This window comes from Streptomyces sp. NPDC003691 (assembly GCF_053981115.1).
On the sequence record NZ_JBSFNQ010000005.1, the window covers coordinates 82,571 to 102,628 of the forward strand.

Consider the following 20,058-nt stretch of genomic DNA (forward strand, 5'->3'; position numbering starts at 1 on the left):
CGCGTGGCAGACGGACAGACTTCGTTAGTTAACCGTACTATCGACCTATGTATGTGTCCGAGCTCACTTCGCGGCGCCGCCTGCTCGTCCTCGGCATCTGTTGCATGAGCCTGCTGATTGTCAGCCTCGACAACACCATCCTCAATGTGGCGCTGCCGTCCATCGGGCGGGAGCTGGACGCCTCCGTCTCCGGGCTCCAGTGGACCATCGACGCCTACACCCTGGTCCTGGCGTCCCTGCTGATGCTCGCCGGGTCGACCGCCGACCGGATCGGCCGGCGCCGGGTCTTCCTGGCGGGACTGGTGCTGTTCACGCTCGGCTCGGCCCTCTGCTCGCTCGCCCCGGACCTGGAACTGCTGGTGGTCTTCCGGATGGTGCAGGCGGTCGGCGGTTCGATGCTCAATCCGGTGGCCATGTCGATCATCACCAACACCTTCACCGACCCGGCCGAGCGGGCCCGCGCGATCGGGGTCTGGGGCGGGGTCGTCGGTATCTCCATGGCCGCGGGCCCGCTGGTCGGCGGGCTGCTGGTGGACTCGGTCGGCTGGCGGTCGGTCTTCTGGGTCAATATCCCCGTCGGACTGCTGGCGCTCCTGCTGACCTGGCGGTACGTCCCGGAGTCCCGGGCCCCGAAGCCCCGGCGCGCCGACCCCGTGGGCCAGGTGCTGATCATCGTCCTGCTGGGCTCGCTGACCTACGCGATCATCGAGACGGACCCGGTCGCCGGAGTGGTCGCGGCCCTGGCGCTGCTGGGGGTGCTGATCTACGAGCCCCGGCGCCGGGAGCCGCTGATCGACCTCCGCTTCTTCCGCAGCGCGCCGTTCAGCGGGGCGACGGTGATCGCGATCGCCGCCTTCGCGGCCCTCGGCGGCTTCCTGTTCATGAACACCCTCTATCTCCAGGAGGTCCGCGGCTACAGCGCCCTGCACGCCGGGCTCTACATGCTGCCGATGGCGGCGGTCACGCTGGTCGCGGCGCCGCTGTCGGGGCGGCTGGTCGGCGCGATCGGGCCCCGGGTGCCGCTGCTGGTGGCGGGGGCGGCGATGGCGGCGAGCGGGGTGCTGTTCGCCGCCTTCGACGCGGAGGCCACGAACACCCTGCTCTTCACGGGGTATGTGCTCTTCGGGCTGGGCTTCGGCCTGGTGAACGCGCCGATCACCAATACGGCGGTCTCCGGGATGCCGCGCGCCCAGGCGGGGGTGGCGGCGGCGGTGGCCTCCACCAGCCGGCAGATCGGCCAGACACTCGGGGTCGCGGTGATCGGTACGGTGCTGGCGGCGGGCGTCTCCCTCGGTCTGGGCACGGTGGCGCGGAGCGCCGGGCGGACGGAGGCGTTCCTCGACGCGAGCCGCCCCGCGTGGTGGATCATCGCCGGCTGCGGGGCCGTGGTGCTGCTCGTCGGCGCGGCGACCACCGGGCGCTGGGCCCGGCGCACCGCGCTCGGCTGCGCGGCCCGCCTCCAGGAGCCGGAGGTCGCCCAGGAGCCGTCGCGGGCGGGCTGAGGCAGGCGCACCGGGGCAGCCAAGGCCCGCGCGGCGGGAGAGGGGCCGGAAACGGGAAGCCCGTGCGGCGGGCGCGGGCACGGGCGCGGGACCGGAAACGGCCATGCGGCCGGTCGGGCAGTCGGACGGACGGCCGGTCGGGCAGTTCGGACGGGAAGACGGGCCGGGAACGGGCGCGGCCCCGGACCGCGGGCATCGCGGTCCGGGGCCGTCCCGGGTGTCACTGCGGTGTCGCCGCGGTGCCCCGCCGTTCGGCGGGCGGAGCACCTCGACCGGTTTCAGCCGTCCTGGCCGCCGGTCTCGGGCGCGGCCTCGTCGGCGGCGCCGTCCGCGGGGGCGGCGGTGCCCTGGGCCCGCGCCCGCATCCGGTTCAGCAGCTCGGTCTTCTGATCGGCCGCGACGCGGCGGTCGGATTCGCCGGTGAGGCCGGGGCCCTGCTGTCCGGGGCGGGCCGGCTTGCGGCGCTGTCCGCCGACACCGAGGAGGTTGTTACGGCTCTTGGCCATGGGGTGGTTCTCCCGTCGGGGTGAGACATGACTGGGGGGTCGCCGGAAGGTGGCGGGGCGGGGCGGTCGCCGCCCGGGCCGCCGCCGCGGCTCTCACTCGTAGATCTGGAAGAACGAGTACATGCCGCCGACGTTACCGGGCCGGGCGCACCGGGCGCATCCGGTTTTCCTCCGGCGCCGGAGGGGGGCGGGGTGCGGCGTTGGACCGCGTCCGCTCGGATCACCGGGGCGGGGTCCGCCGCGGCGGGGCCGGTGCGCCGGAGGCCGGCCGGACGTCCCGTCCGGCCGGCCTCCGTATGCCGTCGCTTCCCCGTGGGGTCAGCAGCCCACCAGGCGCGCGCCCAGGTAGCCCTGGATCTGGTCGAGGGAGACCCGCTCCTGCTTCATGGTGTCGCGCTCGCGCACGGTCACCGCGTTGTCGTCGAGGGTGTCGAAGTCGACGGTGACACAGAACGGCGTGCCGATCTCGTCCTGGCGGCGGTAGCGGCGGCCGATCGCGCCCGCGTCGTCGAACTCGATGTTCCAGTTCTGCCGCAGGTCCGCCGCCAGGCCCTTGGCCTTCGGGGAGAGCTGCGGGTTGCGGGAGAGCGGCAGCACCGCGACCTTGACCGGGGCGAGCCGCGGGTCGAGCCGGAGCACGGTCCGCTTCTCCATGACGCCCTTGGCGTTCGGCGCCTCGTCCTCGTTGTAGGCGTCGAGGAGGAAGGCGAGCATCGTCCGGCCGACACCGGCGGCGGGCTCGATGACATACGGCGTCCAGCGCTCGCCGGCCTCCTGGTCGAAGTACGACAGGTCGTGGCCGGACGCCTTGGAGTGCGCGTTCAGGTCGTAGTCGGTGCGGTTGGCGACACCCTCCAGCTCGCCCCACTCGCTGCCGCCGAAGCGGAAGCGGTACTCGATGTCGGCGGTGCGCTTCGAGTAGTGGGAGAGCTTCTCCTGCGGGTGCTCGTACCAGCGCATGTTCTCCTCGCGCAGGCCGAGGCCGGTGTACCAGTTCCAGCGCTGGTCCATCCAGTACTGCTGCCAGTGCTCGTCCTCGCCCGGCTTGACGAAGAACTCCATCTCCATCTGCTCGAACTCACGGGTCCGGAAGATGAAGTTGCCCGGAGTGATCTCGTTCCGGAAGGACTTGCCCATCTGCGCGATACCGAACGGCGGCTTCTTGCGCGACGCCTGCTGGACATGGGAGAAGTTGGTGAAGATGCCCTGGGCCGTCTCGGGCCGCAGGTAGGCGATGGAGCCCGAGTCCTGGGTGGGGCCGAGGTGGGTGGCGAGCAGTCCGGAGAACTGCTTGGGGTCGGTGAAGGCGCCCTTGGTCCCGCAGTGCGGGCAGTTGATGTCCGCGAGGCCGTTCTCCGGCGACTTGCCGCCGTGCTTCTCCTCGTAACTCTCGATGAGGTGGTCCGCACGGTAACGCTTGTGGCAGGAGGTGCACTCGGTGAGCGGGTCGGAGAAGGTGGCGACGTGGCCGGACGCCTCCCAGACCTCCGTGGCCAGGATGACCGACGAGTCGATTCCGACGACGTCCTCGCGCGAGGTGACCATGTAGCGCCACCACTGGCGCTTGATGTTCTCCTTCAGCTCGACACCGAGCGGTCCGTAGTCCCATGCGGCGCGCTGACCACCGTAGATCTCGCTGCAGGGATAGACAAAGCCACGGCGCTTGCTCAGGTTGACGATCGTGTCGATCTTGTCGGCGGCCACGGTGCTCTCTTCATAGGGACGACGGCTGGGCGAATGCTTCAGATTACCGGCGTGCGGGCCCCCGGGATCAAATCGAGGGCGATCAGGTACCCGGCGAGAAGCGGACCCACTCCTTCCATGCACCCGCCACCCATCTTGTTGACAATCGTTTCCAATTTTGTTGAAAATGACTGTCATGAACGTACGCCCTCTGATACCCACCGCCGTCACCGCCGGAGCCGCCGCCCTCGGTCTCCTCGCGCTGTCGGCCTGCTCCACCGCCGATGCCTCGGACGGCCGGGAGGACGGCAAGCTCAAGGTGGTGGCGTCGTTCTATCCGATGCAGTTCCTCGCCGAGCGGATCGGCGGCGATCATGTGAAGGTCTCCACCCTGACCAAGCCGGGTGTCGAGCCGCACGATCTGGAACTCAAGCCCCGCCAGGCCGCCCAGCTGGAGAAGGCGGGCTACATCCTCTACCTCAAGGGCGTCCAGCCCGCCGTCGACAGCGCCATCGAGAAGACGGACATCGACCACAAGACCGACGCGGCGAAGCTCGCGGACACCGAGCTGCACCCCGCCGAGGAGCGTGCGGAGCAGGCCGGGAGCGCGAAGGGCGGCGACGGCCACGAGGGGCACGACCACGGAGCCGAGGGCGACGGCCACGACCACGCCGCGGAGGGCGAGAGCCCGGCCGCGGAGGGCGACGGTCACGACCACGGCCCCGGCGATCCGCATATCTGGCTCGACCCGCTGAAGTACGCCCAGGTCGCCGACGGTGTCGGCGCCGCGCTCGCCAAGGCCGACCCGGACAACGCCGCCGACTACCGCAAGAACACCGACGCGCTGGTCGGCGAGCTGAAGGCGCTGCACACCTCCTTCGAGCAGGGCTTGAAGAACACCTCCACCCGCACCTTCCTCACCACCCACTCCGCCTTCGGCCACCTCGCCGAGCGGTACGGGCTCCAGCAGGAGGGCATCGCCGGGATCGCCCCCGAGGCCGAGCCCAGCCCCGCCCGGATCAAGGAGCTCCAGACCGTCGCCCGGCAGGACCGGGTGACCACAGTCTTCTTCGAGACCCTGGCCAGCGACCGGACCGCGAAGACCCTCGCCGGGGACGCCGGTCTGCGCACCGATGTCCTCGACCCCCTGGAGGGCATCACGGAGAAGTCGAAGGGCCGGGACTACTTCGAGGTCATGAACGCCAACCTCACGGCCCTCAAGACGGCCCTGGGGGCGAAATGAGCACCGCGGAGGCCCCCGCCGTCGCGCTGACGGGCGCCCGGGCCGCCCTCGGCGCCCGGCCCGTCCTGCGCGGCGTCGATCTGACCGTGGCCCGCGGCGAGGTCGTCGCCCTGCTCGGCGCCAACGGCTCCGGCAAGTCGACCGCCGTCCGCGCGGCCATCGGCCGGGTGCCGCTCACCGAGGGCCGGGCCGAACTCTTCGGCACCGAGCTGCGCCGCTTCCGCCAGTGGGCGCGGGTCGGCTACGTACCGCAGCGGACCACGGCCGCCAGCGGGGTCCCCGCGACCATCCGCGAGGTCGTCTCCTCCGGACGGCTCTCCCGCTCCCGGTTCGGGCTGATGTCCCGCGCCGACAAAGCCGCCGTCGACCGGGCGATCGGCCTGGTCGGGCTCGCCGAGCGGGCCGGGGACCCGGTGGAGGCGCTCTCCGGCGGCCAGCACCAGCGGGTGCTGATCGCCCGGGCGCTGGCCGGCGAACCCGAGCTGCTGATCATGGACGAGCCGATGGCGGGCGTCGACCTGGCCAGCCAGGAGGTCCTTGCCGCGACCCTGCGCGACCAGGTCGCGGCCGGTACCACCGTCCTGCTGGTACTGCACGAGCTGGGCGCGGTGGAGCCGCTGATCGACCGGGCCGTGGTGCTGCGCGACGGCTGCGTGGTCCACGACGGCCCGCCGCCGCGCGCCGTGGGACAGCACGCGCTGCCCGGACACGACCATGTACATCCGCATGCGGCCGACGAGCCGCTCCGCACCGGACTGCTGGGCTGACCATGGAAATCCTCGAAACGGCATTCATGCAGCGGGCGCTGATCGCGGCCCTGCTGGTCGGTATCACCGCCCCGGCGATCGGCGTCTATCTCGTCCAGCGCCGGCAGGCGCTGATCGGCGACGGCATCGGCCATGTCGCGATGACCGGTGTGGGCCTCGGCTTCCTGCTCTCCACCAACCCCATCTGGATGGCGACCCTGGTCTCCGTGGCCGGTGCCGTCACCATGGAGCTGATCCGGGCGTACGGCCGCACCCGCGGCGATATCGCGCTCGCGCTGCTCTTCTACGGCGGTATGGCGGGCGGAGTGCTGCTGATCAACGTCTCCGACACCGGCTCGACGGCCGATCTCAGCTCCTTCCTCTTCGGCTCGCTCTCCACGGTCTCCGACGCCGATCTCACGGCGATCTCCCTGCTGGCCGCCTTTGTGGTGCTGGTCTCGGTGGGGCTGCGGCGCCAGCTCTTCGCGATCAGCCAGGACGAGGAGTTCGCCCGGGTCACGGGGCTGCCGGTACGGGCGCTGAACCTGCTGATCGCCGTCACCGCGGCGGTCACCGTCTCGGTCGCCATGCGGGTCGTCGGGCTGCTGCTGGTCAGCGCGCTGATGGTGGTCCCGGTGGTCGCCGCCCAGCAGATCTCGCGCTCCTTCCGGGCGACCTTCGCCCTGGCCGTCGGCATCGGGGTCACCGTGGCGCTCGCGGGCACCACCACCTCGTACTACCAGGACGTACCGCCCGGGGCGACGATCGTGCTGCTGGCCATCGGCGTCTTCCTGCTGCTGACCGTCCTGGCGGCGCCCGTGGCCCGGCGGCGGGCCAAGGCGGCCGAGGCCGCGGTCGCCGAGGAGTGCCGGGTACCGCTGCCGGGCGTCCGGACGGCGGGTGACGACGTCACGGTGTAGCGCCCGCAGGCCCCTGCGGCCCGCCTCCGCCGGCCGTTCCGCCGGGCCGCCGACCGCCCGGCGGGCCCCCCTCCGGGCCCGCCCGGACCGCACCGCGGACGCCGAGGGTGCCGGGCGCGCTGCCGCGCCTGGCAGAATTGGCCGTGACACGTTGTGCGGCCGAACGAGGAGGCACCTGTGGCCACGGCGCCATCCGGCGGAAACACCACCCCTGTGCGAGGCCGGTCGACCCGGCAGCGCGCCGCAGTCGCGGCCGCGCTCAACGAGGTGGACGAGTTCCGCAGCGCCCAGGAGCTGCACGACATGCTCAAACACCGCGGTGACTCGGTGGGGCTGACCACGGTCTACCGCACCCTCCAGTCCCTGGCGGACGCGGGCGAGGTCGATGTGCTGCGCACCAGCGACGGCGAATCCGTCTACCGCCGCTGCTCCACCGACGACCACCACCACCATCTGGTCTGCCGGGTCTGCGGCAAGGCCGTCGAGGTCGAGGGCCCGGCGGTGGAGTCGTGGGCCGAGTCGGTCGCGGCCCAGCACGGCTATGTGAACGTGGCGCACACCGTGGAGATCTTCGGTACCTGCGCCGAGTGCGCCGCCGCCCAGCGGGCGGCCAAGAGCTGAGACACGGAGAAGGGCGGCGGGCCGGTGGCCCGCCGCCCTCCTCCGTATGTCTGCCGGAGAACCGGTACTCCCCCGGTACGCCCGGCAGCGGATCAGGTCCGCAGGGAGTGCTCGTCCAGTACGGCCCGGAGCCGGGCCTCGCCGTCCTCCCCGAGGATGCCGCGCTTAGGCAGCAGCGCGATGCCCAGGGACCTGCGGTCCGCGCTCAGCAGCACGAACAGCTCCGGGGTCTCCTTGTAGCGCGGCCAGGCCTGCCAGCCGAAGGACTGGTCGACCGCCGTGGAGACGAAACGTACGCCCGTGGTGTCGACGACGGAGCGGGTGTCGCCGTACTTCGCCAGCAGGCTGTTCAGCTGCCGCCCGATCAGCCACGGCCGGAGCGGGATCATGACGGCCACGGCCAGCCCGGCCACCAGCAGTCCGGCGGCGGCCGGCAGGTACTCGCCGGACCGCAGCAGCAGAAGAGCCGCGCCGACGAGGACCAGGGCCACGACGGCGTCGGCGAACCGCCGCGCCTGGCCGGTGACCGCCGAATCCCTGGCCCGGACGGCGGCGACGGCGTCGGACAGCCCGAGCCGGTAGTGCAGCTCCACCGCCGCCGGAACGGCCGTCGCGCGCTGTCCGTCACTCTGCTCCGTGCTCATGACGGACAGCCTACGCGGGTCAGCGCTGTGCCTGCGGCGGCACCTCGTTGGGCAGGGCACCGCCGAAGCGGCGGTCGCGCTGGGCGTACTCCAGACAGGCCCGCCACAGGTCGCGCCGGTCGAAATCGGGCCAGAGGACGTCCTGGAAGATCAGCTCGGCGTAGGCGCTCTGCCAGATCAGATAGTTGGAGGTGCGCTGCTCGCCGCTGGGGCGCAGGAAGAGGTCCACATCCGGCATGTCCGGGTAGTAGAGGTACTTGCGCAGGGTCTTCTCGTTCACCTTCGACGGGTCGAGGCGACCCGCCGCGACCTCCTGGGCGACCCGCTGCGCGGCATCGGCGATCTCGGCCCGGCCGCCGTAGTTGACGCAGAAGTAGAGCGTCATGGCGTCGTTGTCCCTGGTCTGCTCCTGAGCGACCTGAAGCTCCTGGACGACCGACTTCCACATCTTCGGCATCCGGCCGACCCAGCGGATCCGGATCCCCAGCTCGTCCATCTCGTCCCGGCGGCGGCGGATCACGTCCCGGTTGAAGTTCATCAGGAAGCGCACCTCGTCGGGCGAGCGCTTCCAGTTCTCGGTGGAGAAGGCGTACAGCGAGAGATTGCGGACGCCCATCTCCAGACAGCCCTTGAGGACGTCGAGGACGACGCCCTCGCCGACCTTGTGGCCCTCGGTGCGGGGCAGCCCGCGCTCCTTGGCCCAGCGGCCGTTGCCGTCCATCACGATCGCCACATGCTCGGGCACCAGCTCGCCGGGGATCTTCGGCGGGCGCGCACCGGACGGATGCGGCTCGGGGATCTTGTACTCACGGCGGTTACGGCCGAGGATTCCGCGTCGTGCCATGCGGCTACTCACTTCTCCTGTATGCGTGCGTTACCTGTGCTGCTGATGCTGCTCGTGCTCGTACTGCTGGTGCTCGTACTGCTCGTGCTTCGGCTACCGCGTGCTGCCGGCCGGACTGGCCCGGCGGTCGTCCTTCTCCACATACCGCAGGGAGCGCAGCCCGCGCTCCAGATGCCAGTGGAGATAGGCGGCGACCAGCCCGCTGCCCTCCCTGACATGCCGCGGCTCGCAGGCCTCCGCGGCGGGCCAGTCGCCGGTCAGCAGCGCACTGAGCAGCGCGATGGCCTCGGCCGACGGTACGACACAGCCCGGCACCCGGCAGTCGGCGCAGACCACACCGCCCGCGGCGGCCGAGAAGAAGCGGTTGGGCCCGTCCAGCCCGCACCGGGCACAGTCCACAAAGCTGGGCGCGTAGCCGTTCACCGCGAGGGAGCGGAGGAGGAACGCGTCGAGGATGAGGTGCGGGGCGTGCTCGCCGCGGGCCAGCGCCCGCAGCCCGCCGACGAGGAGCAGATACTGCTGGACGGCGGGCTCGCCCTCGTGGTCGGTGAACCGCTCGGCGGTCTCCAGCATGGCGGTGCCCGCGGTGTAGCGGGCGTAGTCGGTGACGATGGCGCCGCCGAACGGGGCGATCGTCTCGCTCTGGGTGCAGAGCGGCAGCCCGCGGCCGACCAGCTCGCTGCCGCGGGCGAAGAACTGCACGTCGACATGGGAGAAGGGCTCCAGCCGGGCCCCGAACTTCGACTTGGTGCGCCGCACCCCGCGCGCCACGGCCCGCACCCGCCCGTGCCCGCGCGTCAGCAGGCTGATGATGCGGTCGGCCTCGCCCAGCTTCTGAGTGCGCAGGACGACGCCTTCGTCGCGGAAGAGGCTCATGGGCCCATTCTCGCGTACGCGGCGGATGGCTAAGCCATGTCCGGCAGACCGGCTTCCCGGCCGCCGGGGACCACCAGGCCCGACTCGTAGGCGATGATCACCAGCTGGGCCCGGTCACGGGCGCCGAGCTTGCCCATCATCCGGCTGACATGGGTCTTCGCGGTCAGCGGGGAGAGCGCGAGGATCTCGGCTATCTCCGCGTTGTTCAGTCCCCGGGCGACCAGGGCGAGCACCTGGCGCTCCCGTCCGGTCAGATCGTCCGGCCCGGCCCGGCCGGGTGCCGGGGCCGCGGGGGCGGCCAGTACCCGGGCGATCAGTTTGGCCGTGGGGCCCGGTGAGAGCAGCGCGTCACCGGCGGCGACGGTACGGATCGCGGCGAGCAGCTCGGCCGGTCTGGTGTCCTTGACGAGAAAGCCGGAGGCTCCGGCGCGCAGCGCCTCGACGACGTACTCGTCGGTGTCGTACGTGGTCAGAACGAGGACCCGGACTCCGGCGAGGTCCTCGTCGGCGGCGATCAGCCGGGTGGCCTCGATACCGTCGAGCCGGGGCATCCGGAGGTCCATGACGACGACGTCGGCGCGTTCGGCGCGGGCCCGCCGCACCGCCTCGGCACCGTCGGCCGCCTCGCCGACGACCCGCATATCGGGCGCCGAGGAGACGAGGAGGGCGAAGGAGGCACGGACCAGTTGCTGGTCGTCGGCGAGCAGGACGCGGATCGGCGCCGAGGGGCCGCCGGACTCGGCGGGGGCCGGGGTGGTCATTGGGGGATCTCCGGTGACGGGAGCGGCAGGACGGCGGCGACCCGGAAGCCGCCGCCGGGTCGGGGGCCCGCGGTGAGGGTGCCGTGGACGCTGCGGGCGCGCTCCCGCATACCGGCGATGCCGAAGCCGGGCAGCGCCGCGGGGCCGGGATGCGGGCTGCCGTCGCCGTCGTCGACGACGGTGACATGGAGGGCGAGGCCGTGGCGTTCCACGGTGACGGCGACGGCGACACCGGTGCCGCCGTGGCGTACGGCGTTGGTGAGGGACTCCTGGACGATGCGGTACGCGGCGGACTCGACCGCAGAGGGCAGCCGGCCGTCACCGGCCCGCAGGGTGAGATAGGCGCCGGACGCGGCGGCGAGGCCGGGCAGGGCGCGCAGATCGGGCAGTGGCCCGCCGCCGTCCGGGGTCCCGGCGGGGCCGGGATGGTCCGGGTGGTCGGTGCGGAGCACGGTGAGCGTGGTGCGCAGTTCGCCGCGGGCGGCCCGGCAGGTGTCGGCGATGTCGTCGAGGGCCTGCGCGATCGCCGCCCGGTCGAGCCGGTCGGGGTCGACGGTCAGAACATGGGAGGCGACGGCGGTCCGCACCCCGATGAGGGTGATGGAGTGGGCCAGCAGATCGTGCAGATCGCGGGCGATCCTGATGCGCTCCTCGGCGACCCGGCGGGCGGCCTCCTGTTCCCGGGTCCGTTCGGCGTGCTCGGCCCGGGCCACCACGGAAGCAATGTAGTGGCGGTAGACACGGACCTTGGCGCCGACGGCGAGAACACTGACGACCCACCCGGAGGCGCGCAGCGTCTCCAGGCCCTCGTGGGTGCCGACACCGAACATCACCCCGGTCGCGAGGCCGACGACCGCACCGCCGAGGAGGGCGGTGTGCTTGAGCAGGGAGAGGGTGGCGAAGGTGTAGAGCAGGATCAGCGACCCGGGCAGCGGGGCGAGATGGGAGTTGTCCAGGGCGTGGTAGGGCACCACGAACAGGAGTCCGGCGAGCACCGCGGGGAAGGGGTGGCTGCGCCGCCAGGCCACCGGGAGGACCGCTCCGGCCAGCAGCGCCCAGCCGAGGGCGTCGGGCCGGCGGCCGTCCATCCCGGCCAGGGCGAAGGCGAAGGCGAGGAACAGGACGGCGGCGGCCAGGACGGCGTCGTTGCGGCGCAGGCGCGGTACGGACATCGGGTCCCGGCCGACGGTGTCGAGGAACCGCTCCCCGGGCCGCCGGGCCCGGTGGCCGCCGGCCGCCTGCCCGCCGGCCGCGGGCGGGCACGCCCCGGCGACGGCGGGGGCGGCGGGGCCGGCCGGCGGGGGCGTACCGGGTGTGGCGGGCGTACGCGGTGTGCCGGGGAGCGGCTCCGGGGCCCGTGGGAGCGGTACGGCGGCGGGCCGTGCCGCCGGGCCCGGCGGCACGGGCGCACTGTCCGGCGGCGGCGCGGTGCCCGCCACGGGCACGGGCGCGGCGGCGGGGGCACCGGTCGTCTCCGGTCCGGCGGCGGGCCCCGGAGCGGGTGGCGGCGGTGGCGGGGCGGCGGTGTCCATCGGCTCCATCCTCGGGTACGGGTACGGCCCGTGGCAGCCCCTCGGCACAGGAGGTGCCGAGGGGCCGGTCACAGGGGCACGGGCACCGGCGGTCAGCGGGCGGCGGTCCGGGGCTCCTCCGCCGTCCGCCCGCCCGGCGCGGGGACTTCCGGAGCAGCGGATTCCGAAGCGGGGACTTCCGGAGCAGCGGCTGCCGGGGCGGGGCCGCCGCCGGGGCGGGCCGTCCCGGCCGGGGCGCGGGAGAGCCGGCCGGGCCACCAGACGGCGCGCCCCAGCAGCAGGCTCGCCGAGGTCACCAGATACGTACGGACCAGGAAGGTGTCCAGCAGCACCCCGACGGCGACCAGGAAGCCCATCTCGACCAGCATCACCAGAGGCAGGGTCGTCAGGACCGCGAAGGTGGCGGCGAGGACGACGCCCGCGGAGGCGATCACCCCGCCCGTGGTGCGCAGGGCGATCAGCGCGGCCTCGGCGGGCTCCCGGCCCTTCAGCGCCTCCTCCCGCATCCGGTGCATCAGGAAGATGCCGTAGTCGACACCGAGGGCGACCAGGAAGACGAAGGAAAGCAGCGGGGTGCCGTCGTCGACGCCCTCGAAGCCGAAGAGGGGCCCGAAGACCAGTCCGCCCAGCCCCCAGGCCGCGGCCCAGACGGCGACCACCGCGCCCCCGAGGAGCAGGGCCGCGACGACCGAGCGCAGCAGGGCCACCAGGATCAGCAGAACGGCGCCGAGGACGAGCGGGACGACCACCCGGCGGTCGCGTTCGTTGGTCTCCTTCAGGTCGATCGCCTGGGCGCTCTCCCCGCCGACGTACGCCCCGTCGAGGGTCTTCCGCAGCTCCTTGATGGTGGCGGTCTCCCCCGCCGACTGCGGGGCGTCCTTCGCGAAGACGGCGACCTCGGTCCACTCGCGGGTGCTGCGGCCGCGCTCCACGGCGGCCACCCCGTCGTGGGCCCGGGCCCCGGCGACGACCGCGTCGGCCCGGTCGGTGGGCGCGATCACGCTGATGGGCCGGCTGCTGCGGCCGGGGTACGCGTCGGCCAGCCGCTGCATGGCCGTGATGGACTCGGGCCGTTCGGTGAAGGAGTCCTCCGTCTTGATCCCGCCGGGCAGGTTGAACGCGCCCAGGGCGAGCGCGCCCAGCAGTACGCCTCCGGTGACCAGGACGGCGAGCGGGCGCCGCCCGGCCGAGCTGCCCATGGCGGCGAAGAGGGAGCGCCGCTCGGCGGGTTCGGTGCCGTAGACGGGGATCAGCGGCCAGAAGACCCGGCGGCCGAGGAGGACCAGCAGCGCGGGCAGCAGGGTCATCATGGCGACCAGGGCCGCCACCACTCCGACCGCGCCGACCGGCCCCAGCCCGCGGGCGCTGTTGAGGTCGGCGGCGAGCAGGCAGAGCAGCCCCGCGGCGACGGTGCCCGAGGAGGCGAGGACGGCGGGCCCGCAGCCGCGCAGGGCGGCGGCCATGGCGTCGTACGGACGGCGGTGGCGGCGCAGTTCCTCGCGGTAGCGGGCGACCAGCAGCAGGGCGTAGTCGGTGCCCGCGCCGAAGACGAGGACGGTCATGATTCCGGCGCTCTGGCTGTTGACGGTGATGTCGAAGCCCTCGACGAGCCCGTAGACGGCACCCCGGCTCAGCAGCGCGGCGACCCCGACGCTGAGCAGCGGGACCAGCCAGAGGAACGGGCTGCGGTAGGTGATGATCAGCAGCACGGTCACCACGGCGACGGTCGCGATCATCAGGGTGCCGTCGATGGTGGAGAAGACCTCGTCCAGATCGGCCTCCAGCGCGGCCGGCCCGCCGACGTCGACCCGCAGGCCGTCCCCTCCGGCGACGGTCGCGCGGACCTCCTCGACGAAGGCCATCCGCCGTTCCTCGTCGTTGCCGGGTTCGAGGGTGGCGAGCGGCACCATCAGGACGGTGCCGTCGGCGGACGGTACGGCCTTCGGGGGCGCCACCAGCCGGTGGGCGGCGGCGACGGCGGCGGTCTGCCGGTCCGCCGCGGACCGGTCGGCGGCGGTCAGCCCGCCGTCGCGGCTGTAGACGAGGACGACTTCGGTGGTCTCGCCGCCGGGCAGGGCCTGTTCGACGGCGGCGACCTGGGTGGAGTCGGCGCCGTCGGGCAGATAGTCGACGACGTTGTCCCGCTGGACGCCCTCCAGTTCGCCCGCGAAGGGCAGGACGACGGCGACGACGGCCATCCACAGCAGCAGCACGGCCCAGGGCAGGGTCCGGCGGCGGCGACGGGCCGCGGGCCCGGCGGGCGGTGGCGGGACGGCGGGCGGCCCGGTGTCCTCGGCGGTGCTCGGCGGCAGGGTGGACCTCATGTGCTGCTCCCCCATTTTCTGGTCGTCCGGTTCGGCCTGCGGGCGCGGGTGGCGGCGCCGTTGACCACCCTCCCGCCGCCGGGCGCCGTCCTCGTCCCGCCGGGGAGCGAGATCCCGCGTACTTCCGCGGGCGCAGCGGCGGCCCGCTTACTCCCCCGGGAGTACGCCGGGCGCGGCAGCGGCCCCGCCGCCCGCCGGAGCGGAGGGCCCGGAGGAGCCGGAGAAACCCGGGGAGCCGGGCGGGAGAGGGCGGGAGCCGGGCGGGAGGGCACGGGAGGGCCCGTCGGGCGAGCCCTGGAGATAGCGGCCCGGGGAGGTGCCGACGGTCCGTTTGAACGCGGCGAGGAACGCGCTGGCGGTGGCGTAGCCGACGGTGTGCGCCACCCGGGAGACCGGCTGTCCCTCGGCCAGCAGCGGCAGGGCGGACCGCAGCCGCAGATGGGTGCGCCAGCGTTCGAAGGTCAGCCCGGTGTCGGCGGTGAACAGCCGGGTGAGGGTACGGCGGCTGACCCCGGCGGCGCGGGCGTGGGCGTCCAGGCTCCGGGGGTCGGCGGGGTCGGCGGCGAGCGCGCCGGTCACGGCCCGCACCCGCTCGTCGCGGGCGTCCGGGACGTCGATCGGGGCGGCGGGCAGCGGGCGCAGCAGATCCGGGACGAGGGCTTCGGCCCGCAGCCGGGCGGCCTCGGCCAGATCGTCGCGGCCCAGGTGGACGATGAGTTCGGCGAACAGCCCGTCGACGGCGACGGCGGTGGGTTCGGTCCAGTCGACGGGACAGCGCCCGGGGTCGATGTAGAGGGAGCTGAGCAGGGCGCCCCGGGTGGCGCCGGGCCGGTGGACGATTCCGGCCGGGATCCACAGGGCGCGGCCGGGCGGCAGCACCCAGTAGGCGTCGCCGACGGCGATGCCGATGACTCCGCGGCGGCTCCAGGCGAGCTGGTGCTGGGGGTGGCTGTGGGCGGGGAACCACTCGCCGGAGGTGAGGGGGAAACTGCCGACGACGATGGCGCCGATACCGCCGGGGGCGGGCCAGGGCTCGGGGTGTTCCACGGGTGCTCCTCCTCCGCCGCGCGGGCCCGGGCCGTGGGGGCGGGCGGCCCGGCGGACCGTGGGACGTCCTGGGCGCCCCGACGCGCGGCTGTGGGACGTCCTGGGACGCCCTGTCGCCCGGCCGCGTACCGCCGTCGGCGCCCCGCCCCCAACTGCCTGTCCCCAACGCGCTATTGCCTGTCCCGGTAGCGTATCGCGGCCGCGGAAGCCGCTGCATAGCGTCGCCGTATGACGACTGCGAACACCCCGAACACCCCTGACAGTACGGACAGCACGGACAGCACGGACAACGCGCCCTGCCCGCGCAGCCGGACGCCTCCGGTTGCCCCCGGTGTCCCGAGCGCGCCGGATACACAGCTCTCCCCGAACCCTGCGGGACCCCCGGGTTCTCCGGGTTCTCCGGATCCCCGATGCCCACGGCGCCCCGGCCCGCCCGGCCGCCCGGCGGAGCCGGTCCGGCGGCGTACCGCGGCGCTGCTCCTGCTCTCCGCCGTCCACTTCATGCTCGTCCTCGACGACTCGGTGGTGAACGTCGCCCTGGCGACCGTCCGGGACGATCTCGGCTTCGGGACGGCCGGGCTGGCCTGGGTGGTCAACGCCTACTTCCTCGCCTTCGGCACGCTGCTGCTGCTGGGCGGCCGGGCGGCCGATCTGCTGGGCCGCCGGACCGTGTTCACCGCCGGGGTGCTGCTCTTCGGCGCGGCGAGCCTGCTGTGCGGGCTGGCGCAGGAGCCGTGGCAGCTGATCGCGGGCCGGTTCGCTCAGGGCGCGGGCGCCGCGCTGGCGAGCCCGGCGGCGATGTCCCTGATCACCTTGATGTTCCCGGGCGGCCGGGAGCGGGCGAAGGCCATGGGGGTCTGGGGCGCGGTGGCCGCGCTCGGCGGGACCACGGGGCTGGTGGTCTCCGGGGTGCTGACCGGACTGCTCTCGTGGCGCTGGGCCTTCTTCGTCAATCTGCCGGTCGTCGTGGTCGCGCTGCTGCTGACGCCGAGGCTGCTGCCGGCCGCCCCGCCGGTGCGCGGGGCGCGGATCGGCCTACCGGGCGCGGTGCTGGGCACGGGAGCGCTGCTGGCCCTGGTCCACGGGCTGCTGCGGGGTGCCGAACACGGCTGGGACATCCGGGCGGCCGGACCGCTGCTGCTCGCCCCGGTGCTGGGCGGGGCGTTCCTGCTGGCCGAGTCGCGGTCCGCGGCCCCGCTGGTGCCGCCGGGGTTCCTGGCGGTACGGGAGCGGATGGTCGCGATCGGGGCGGCGCTGCTGTTCACGGCGGCGTTCTTCGCGCTGTCGTTCCTGGTGATGCTGCATCTGCAGAATGTGCTGGGGTACGGCCCGCTGCGGGCGGGCCTGGGCTTTCTGCCGTACGCGGCCGGAGTGCTGGCGGGCGTACGGCTGTCGTCGTGGGCGGTGCCCCGCTTCGGTGTCCGTACGGTGCTGACGGTGGCGTTCCCGGTGAGTGCGGCGGGGCTGCTGATGCTCTCGGGCATCACGGTGGCGAGCACGTATCCGACCGGGGTGGTCCCGGGGGTCCTGGTCGCCTCCCTCGGGTCCGGTCTCGGTTTCCCGGCGCTGGCGATCGCGGCGGTCGCCGGCACCACCGAGGAGGACGCCGGGCTGGCCTCGGCCCTGCTCGGCGCGGTGCAGCAGATCGGGGGCGCGGTGGGGATCGCGGCGCTGGTCGGGGTCGCGGCCCGGCACGGGGCGGTGGCGGACGCGGGCGGGGACCCCGCGGCGGCCACCGACGGATTCGCCCTGGCGATGCGGGTCGCGGCGGGCGTGCTGCTGGCGGGCGGGGCCCTGGTCGCGGCGCTGATGCCCCGGGGGCGTACCACGTGAAGGGCCGCCCGGGTCGCCCGGAGGTCCGGCCGCGTCGGGGGACGGGGGTGCCAAGGTGACTGCGGGCAGGGCGGTGCCCCGGGTTCAGGGTTCAGGGGGACGGGGTGCGGGCGGTGCTCAGCAGCCGGACCGTATCGGCGGGCCGCAGCTGGAGTGCGGCGCCGACCGTGGTCAGCACCTCCCGCTCGGCGGGGGTGTAGGGGCCGTCCGCAAGGGCGATCCGGGCGCCCTGGAGGAGGATCGACTCCCGCCCGGCCGGGGCCAGATGGGGCGACAGGGGCTCCAGCGCCTCGTGGAGTTCGATGGCGAGAGCGGCGCCGCACGGGCCGGTGGAGCCGACGAACCGGCCGGTGTCGGCGGCGAGCGCCTCGATGAGACCGGTGAGCTGCTCCTCCGTACAGTCGTGCAGTCCGGCGGCGCGGACGGTGGCCACGGCGGTCTCCCGGACCGGCCGGGAGTCGGTGCCTCCCGAGGCGAGGACCGCGAGGGCGACCGTGTGCACCGCGTCCCGCAGCATCGCGGAGAACCGGGCGGTGGTGGGGTGGTCGAGGACGTCCATGCCGAAGTGCCCGTGACAGGAGGCGCATTCGACGACCGGCCCGGCCGAGCCGCGCGGCAGCAGCGGAATCCCCAGGAGGGTGAAGCGGCGCCGTCCGGTGCGGCGGCGGTAGTTGCGGTCACCGCCGCAGGCGGCGCAGAAGAACTCGCCGTCGCCGATGGTGTTCCAGGCGGTGGATACGCCGCAGACCAACAGCCTCCGACCGAATACGCCCCGGTCCGTCCGCATCTCGCACCTCCGCCGACCTCACCCCGCGGGCTGGGGGCCACGGGCGTTACTGTGCCGCGGCACAGCCGCGTTGGCGTGATGTTAGCCACACGGACGGTGGCCCGTCAGCACCCCGGAGGCTCCCGGTCCGCACATGGCCGATTACCGACGACGGCGCCCCCGTGCCGTACGCCCTCCCGAACTGCGGGAACGGAAGGGCGGTGGCACAGGGGCGCCGGAACAAACGGACGGGGGTCATACGGAAGTACGAGGCGCGGATGCGCCGCACGGCCGACCGGACCCGGCCGGACCCCGGCGGACCGGGGCCGGTGCGGAAGTCCGGGTCAGCGCGCGGCGCGGTTGACCGCCGATACGACGGCCTTCAGCGACGCCCGGGTGGTGTTGGCGTCGATACCGACACCCCACAGGACCCGGCCCTCGATGGCGCACTCGATGTACGAGGCGGCCTGGGCGGAGGCGCCCTCGCTCATGGTGTGCTCGGTGTAGTCCAGCAGGCGGGCGTCGACGCCGATGCCCTGGAGGGCGTCGAAGAAGGCGGAGATCGGGCCGTTGCCGGTGCCCGTCAGCACGGTGTCGGCGCCGTCGACGACGGCCTCGACGGTCAGCGCGTCCACCCCGTCGGTGTCGGTGGTGGACTGGCCGGAGCGCAGCTGGATCCGGCCCCACGGGTTCTCCGGGTTGGGCAGGTACTCGTCCCGGAAGACCGTCCAGATGTCGGCGGGGGTGACCTCGCCGCCCTCCGCGTCGGTCTTCGCCTGGATGATCCTGGAGAACTCGATCTGCATCCGGCGCGGCAGGTCCAGCTTGTGGTCGTTCTTCAGGACGTACGCGATACCGCCCTTGCCGGACTGCGAGTTGACCCGGATCACGGCCTCGTAGGAGCGGCCGACGTCCTTGGGGTCGATCGGCAGGTACGGCACGTTCCACTCGATGTCGTCGACGGTCTTCCCGACGGCGGCGGCGTCCGCCTCCAGCGCGTCGAAGCCCTTCTTGATGGCGTCCTGGTGGGAGCCGGAGAAGGCGGTGTAGACCAGGTCGCCCGCGTAGGGGTGGCGCGGGTGGACCTCCATCTGGTTGCAGTACTCGCTGGTCCGGCGGATCTCGTCGATCCGGGAGAAGTCGATCTGCGGGTCGACGCCCTGCGAGAACAGGTTCATGCCCAGGGTGACCAGGTCGACGTTGCCGGTGCGCTCGCCCTGGCCGAACAGACAGCCCTCGATCCGGTCGGCACCGGCCATGATCGCCAGCTCGGCGGCGGCGACGGCGGTACCGCGGTCGTTGTGCGGGTGCACCGACAGGCAGACGTACTCGCGGCGGGACAGGTTCCGGGACATCCACTCGAAGCGGTCGGCGTGGGTGGAGGGGGTCGACCGCTCCACGGTGGCCGGCAGGTTCAGGATGATCTCGCGGCCCGCCTCGGGCTGCCAGACGTCCATCACGCCCTCGCAGACCTCCAGGGCGAAGTCCAGCTCGGTGTCCGTGAAGATCTCGGGGCTGTACTGGTAGCCGAAGACCGTCTCGGGCCCCAGCAGCTTCTCCGCGTACTCCATCACCAGCCGGGTGCCGTCCACCGCGATCTGCCTGACCTGGTCCTTCGAGCCGCGGAAGACGACCCGGCGGAAGGTGGGGGCGGTGGCGTTGTACAGATGGACGGTGGCCCGGTGGGCGCCCTTCAGGGACTCGACGGTCCGCTCGATCAGCTCTTCGCGCGCCTGGGTGAGGACGGAGATCGTCACGTCCTCGGGGATCGCGCCCTCCTCGATGATCGACCGCACGAAGGCGAAGTCGGTCTCGCCGGAGGACGGGAAGCCGACCTCGATCTCCTTGTAGCCCAGCCGTACCAGCAGGTCGAACATCTCCCGCTTGCGGGCGGGGGACATCGGGTCGATCAGCGCCTGGTTGCCGTCGCGCAGGTCCGTGGAGAGCCAGCGGGGGGCCTTGGTGATCCGGTTCTCCGGCCAGGTGCGGTCGGGGATGGTGACGGCCTCGTACGGGCGGTACTTGTGGACCGGCATCCCGGACGGCTGCTGGGCGTGGGTCGCGTTGGTGATCGGGGTGGGGCGGCCGATGGCGGCGTCGGACATGATGCGCGGGCTCCTCGGAATCCGGTGGGAAGATCAACCGGCCGACGATTCGAAGCAGCAGCTCATCCCGCGGGGAGGGGGTCGGCCTACGACTACAGGCCCTCG

17 protein-coding genes are annotated in these 20,058 nt (G+C 73.3%); 6 read left to right on the forward strand and 11 right to left on the reverse strand.

Going from position 1 to position 20,058, the window contains the following annotated elements:
- The first annotated feature begins 53 nt into the window (after positions 1 to 53).
- Positions 54 to 1,502 carry an MFS transporter gene (locus ACWDR0_RS04310; protein WP_456350166.1) on the forward strand — a complete coding sequence of 483 codons (1,449 nt, stop codon included), beginning with the start codon at positions 54 to 56 and terminating at the stop codon, positions 1,500 to 1,502.
- A 278-nt stretch (positions 1,503 to 1,780) separates the two neighbouring features.
- On the opposite strand, the gene ACWDR0_RS04315 is transcribed toward ACWDR0_RS04310, so the two are convergent.
- A complete protein-coding gene (locus ACWDR0_RS04315; RefSeq protein WP_456350088.1) occupies positions 1,781 to 2,008 on the reverse strand; it encodes a DUF6243 family protein in 228 nt (75 codons plus the stop codon).
- Positions 2,009 to 2,326: 318 nt separating this feature from the next.
- The gene (locus ACWDR0_RS04320; protein WP_456350089.1) at positions 2,327 to 3,712 is read right to left on the reverse strand and encodes a glycine--tRNA ligase; all 1,386 of its coding nucleotides are present in this window, start codon (positions 3,710 to 3,712) and stop codon (positions 2,327 to 2,329) included.
- A gap of 175 nt (positions 3,713 to 3,887) precedes the next feature.
- Here ACWDR0_RS04320 and ACWDR0_RS04325 point away from each other — a divergent pair, with 175 nt between their 5' ends.
- The 4 genes from ACWDR0_RS04325 (at position 3,888) to ACWDR0_RS04340 (ending at position 7,221) form a co-directional block, all read left to right on the forward strand.
- Entirely contained in the window at positions 3,888 to 4,934 is a 1,047-nt protein-coding gene (locus ACWDR0_RS04325; protein ID WP_456350090.1) for a metal ABC transporter substrate-binding protein, read from the forward strand.
- Positions 4,931 to 5,701, forward strand: a complete 771-nt coding sequence (locus ACWDR0_RS04330) for a metal ABC transporter ATP-binding protein (protein ID WP_456350091.1) — start codon at positions 4,931 to 4,933, stop codon at positions 5,699 to 5,701. The genes ACWDR0_RS04325 and ACWDR0_RS04330 overlap by 4 nt, the downstream gene beginning before the upstream one ends.
- A gap of 2 nt (positions 5,702 to 5,703) precedes the next feature.
- Positions 5,704 to 6,600 carry a metal ABC transporter permease gene (locus ACWDR0_RS04335; RefSeq protein WP_456350092.1) on the forward strand — a complete coding sequence of 299 codons (897 nt, stop codon included), beginning with the start codon at positions 5,704 to 5,706 and terminating at the stop codon, positions 6,598 to 6,600.
- 177 nt (positions 6,601 to 6,777) lie between these two features.
- Complete coding sequence (locus ACWDR0_RS04340; RefSeq protein ID WP_456350093.1) at positions 6,778 to 7,221, forward strand: Fur family transcriptional regulator; 444 nt, start codon at positions 6,778 to 6,780, stop codon at positions 7,219 to 7,221.
- A gap of 92 nt (positions 7,222 to 7,313) precedes the next feature.
- Here ACWDR0_RS04340 and ACWDR0_RS04345 read toward each other — a convergent pair whose 3' ends face one another.
- The 7 genes from ACWDR0_RS04345 to ACWDR0_RS04375 form a co-directional block, all read right to left on the reverse strand.
- Entirely contained in the window at positions 7,314 to 7,865 is a 552-nt protein-coding gene (locus ACWDR0_RS04345) for a hypothetical protein (RefSeq protein ID WP_456350094.1), read from the reverse strand.
- 19 nt (positions 7,866 to 7,884) lie between these two features.
- Positions 7,885 to 8,709: an isoprenyl transferase gene (locus ACWDR0_RS04350; protein WP_456350095.1), complete on the reverse strand. Its 825-nt coding sequence runs from the start codon at positions 8,707 to 8,709 to the stop codon at positions 7,885 to 7,887.
- A gap of 93 nt (positions 8,710 to 8,802) precedes the next feature.
- Positions 8,803 to 9,585, reverse strand: coding sequence for a DNA repair protein RecO (gene recO / locus ACWDR0_RS04355; RefSeq protein ID WP_456350096.1), 783 nt, complete (start codon positions 9,583 to 9,585; stop codon positions 8,803 to 8,805).
- A gap of 29 nt (positions 9,586 to 9,614) precedes the next feature.
- A complete protein-coding gene (locus tag ACWDR0_RS04360) occupies positions 9,615 to 10,346 on the reverse strand; it encodes a response regulator transcription factor (protein WP_456350097.1) in 732 nt (243 codons plus the stop codon).
- Positions 10,343 to 11,878, reverse strand: a complete 1,536-nt coding sequence (locus tag ACWDR0_RS04365; protein ID WP_456350098.1) for a sensor histidine kinase — start codon at positions 11,876 to 11,878, stop codon at positions 10,343 to 10,345. The genes ACWDR0_RS04360 and ACWDR0_RS04365 overlap by 4 nt, the downstream gene beginning before the upstream one ends.
- Positions 11,879 to 11,970: 92 nt before the next feature.
- Entirely contained in the window at positions 11,971 to 14,076 is a 2,106-nt protein-coding gene (locus ACWDR0_RS04370) for an MMPL family transporter (RefSeq protein ID WP_456350167.1), read from the reverse strand.
- A 273-nt stretch (positions 14,077 to 14,349) separates the two neighbouring features.
- On the reverse strand, positions 14,350 to 15,249 hold the full coding sequence (locus tag ACWDR0_RS04375) for an AraC family transcriptional regulator (RefSeq protein ID WP_456350099.1): 900 nt from the start codon (positions 15,247 to 15,249) through the stop codon (positions 14,350 to 14,352).
- Between the two features lie 474 nt (positions 15,250 to 15,723).
- On the opposite strand from ACWDR0_RS04375, the gene ACWDR0_RS04380 reads away from it, so the two are divergent.
- The gene (locus ACWDR0_RS04380; RefSeq protein WP_456350168.1) at positions 15,724 to 17,082 is read left to right on the forward strand and encodes an MFS transporter; all 1,359 of its coding nucleotides are present in this window, start codon (positions 15,724 to 15,726) and stop codon (positions 17,080 to 17,082) included.
- Positions 17,083 to 17,173: 91 nt separating this feature from the next.
- Here the strand turns inward: ACWDR0_RS04380 and ACWDR0_RS04385 are convergent, their stop codons facing one another.
- Together ACWDR0_RS04385 and leuA are read right to left on the reverse strand one after the other, a co-directional pair.
- The gene (locus ACWDR0_RS04385; RefSeq protein ID WP_456350100.1) at positions 17,174 to 17,869 is read right to left on the reverse strand and encodes a TerB family tellurite resistance protein; all 696 of its coding nucleotides are present in this window, start codon (positions 17,867 to 17,869) and stop codon (positions 17,174 to 17,176) included.
- Positions 17,870 to 18,192: 323 nt separating this feature from the next.
- The gene (gene leuA, locus ACWDR0_RS04390) at positions 18,193 to 19,953 is read right to left on the reverse strand and encodes a 2-isopropylmalate synthase (RefSeq protein ID WP_456350101.1); all 1,761 of its coding nucleotides are present in this window, start codon (positions 19,951 to 19,953) and stop codon (positions 18,193 to 18,195) included.
- Positions 19,954 to 20,058 lie beyond the last annotated feature (105 nt).

Excerpts from the sequence above, each read along its gene's own strand:
- ACWDR0_RS04315 (WP_456350088.1), bottom strand. The coding sequence starts at position 2,008 with ATGGCCAAGAGCCGTAACAACCTCCTCGGTGTCGGCGGACAGCGCCGC.
- ACWDR0_RS04325 (WP_456350090.1), top strand. The coding sequence starts at position 3,888 with ATGAACGTACGCCCTCTGATACCCACCGCCGTCACCGCCGGAGCCGCC.
- ACWDR0_RS04330 (WP_456350091.1), top strand. The coding sequence starts at position 4,931 with ATGAGCACCGCGGAGGCCCCCGCCGTCGCGCTGACGGGCGCCCGGGCC.
- ACWDR0_RS04335 (WP_456350092.1), top strand. The coding sequence starts at position 5,704 with ATGGAAATCCTCGAAACGGCATTCATGCAGCGGGCGCTGATCGCGGCC.
- ACWDR0_RS04345 (WP_456350094.1), bottom strand. The coding sequence starts at position 7,865 with ATGAGCACGGAGCAGAGTGACGGACAGCGCGCGACGGCCGTTCCGGCG.
- ACWDR0_RS04350 (WP_456350095.1), bottom strand. The coding sequence starts at position 8,709 with ATGGCACGACGCGGAATCCTCGGCCGTAACCGCCGTGAGTACAAGATC.
- recO (WP_456350096.1), bottom strand. The coding sequence starts at position 9,585 with ATGAGCCTCTTCCGCGACGAAGGCGTCGTCCTGCGCACTCAGAAGCTG.
- ACWDR0_RS04360 (WP_456350097.1), bottom strand. The coding sequence starts at position 10,346 with ATGACCACCCCGGCCCCCGCCGAGTCCGGCGGCCCCTCGGCGCCGATC.
- ACWDR0_RS04365 (WP_456350098.1), bottom strand. The coding sequence starts at position 11,878 with ATGGACACCGCCGCCCCGCCACCGCCGCCACCCGCTCCGGGGCCCGCC.
- ACWDR0_RS04370 (WP_456350167.1), bottom strand. The coding sequence starts at position 14,076 with ATGGCCGTCGTCGCCGTCGTCCTGCCCTTCGCGGGCGAACTGGAGGGC.
- ACWDR0_RS04385 (WP_456350100.1), bottom strand. The coding sequence starts at position 17,869 with ATGCGGACGGACCGGGGCGTATTCGGTCGGAGGCTGTTGGTCTGCGGC.
- leuA (WP_456350101.1), bottom strand. The coding sequence starts at position 19,953 with ATGTCCGACGCCGCCATCGGCCGCCCCACCCCGATCACCAACGCGACC.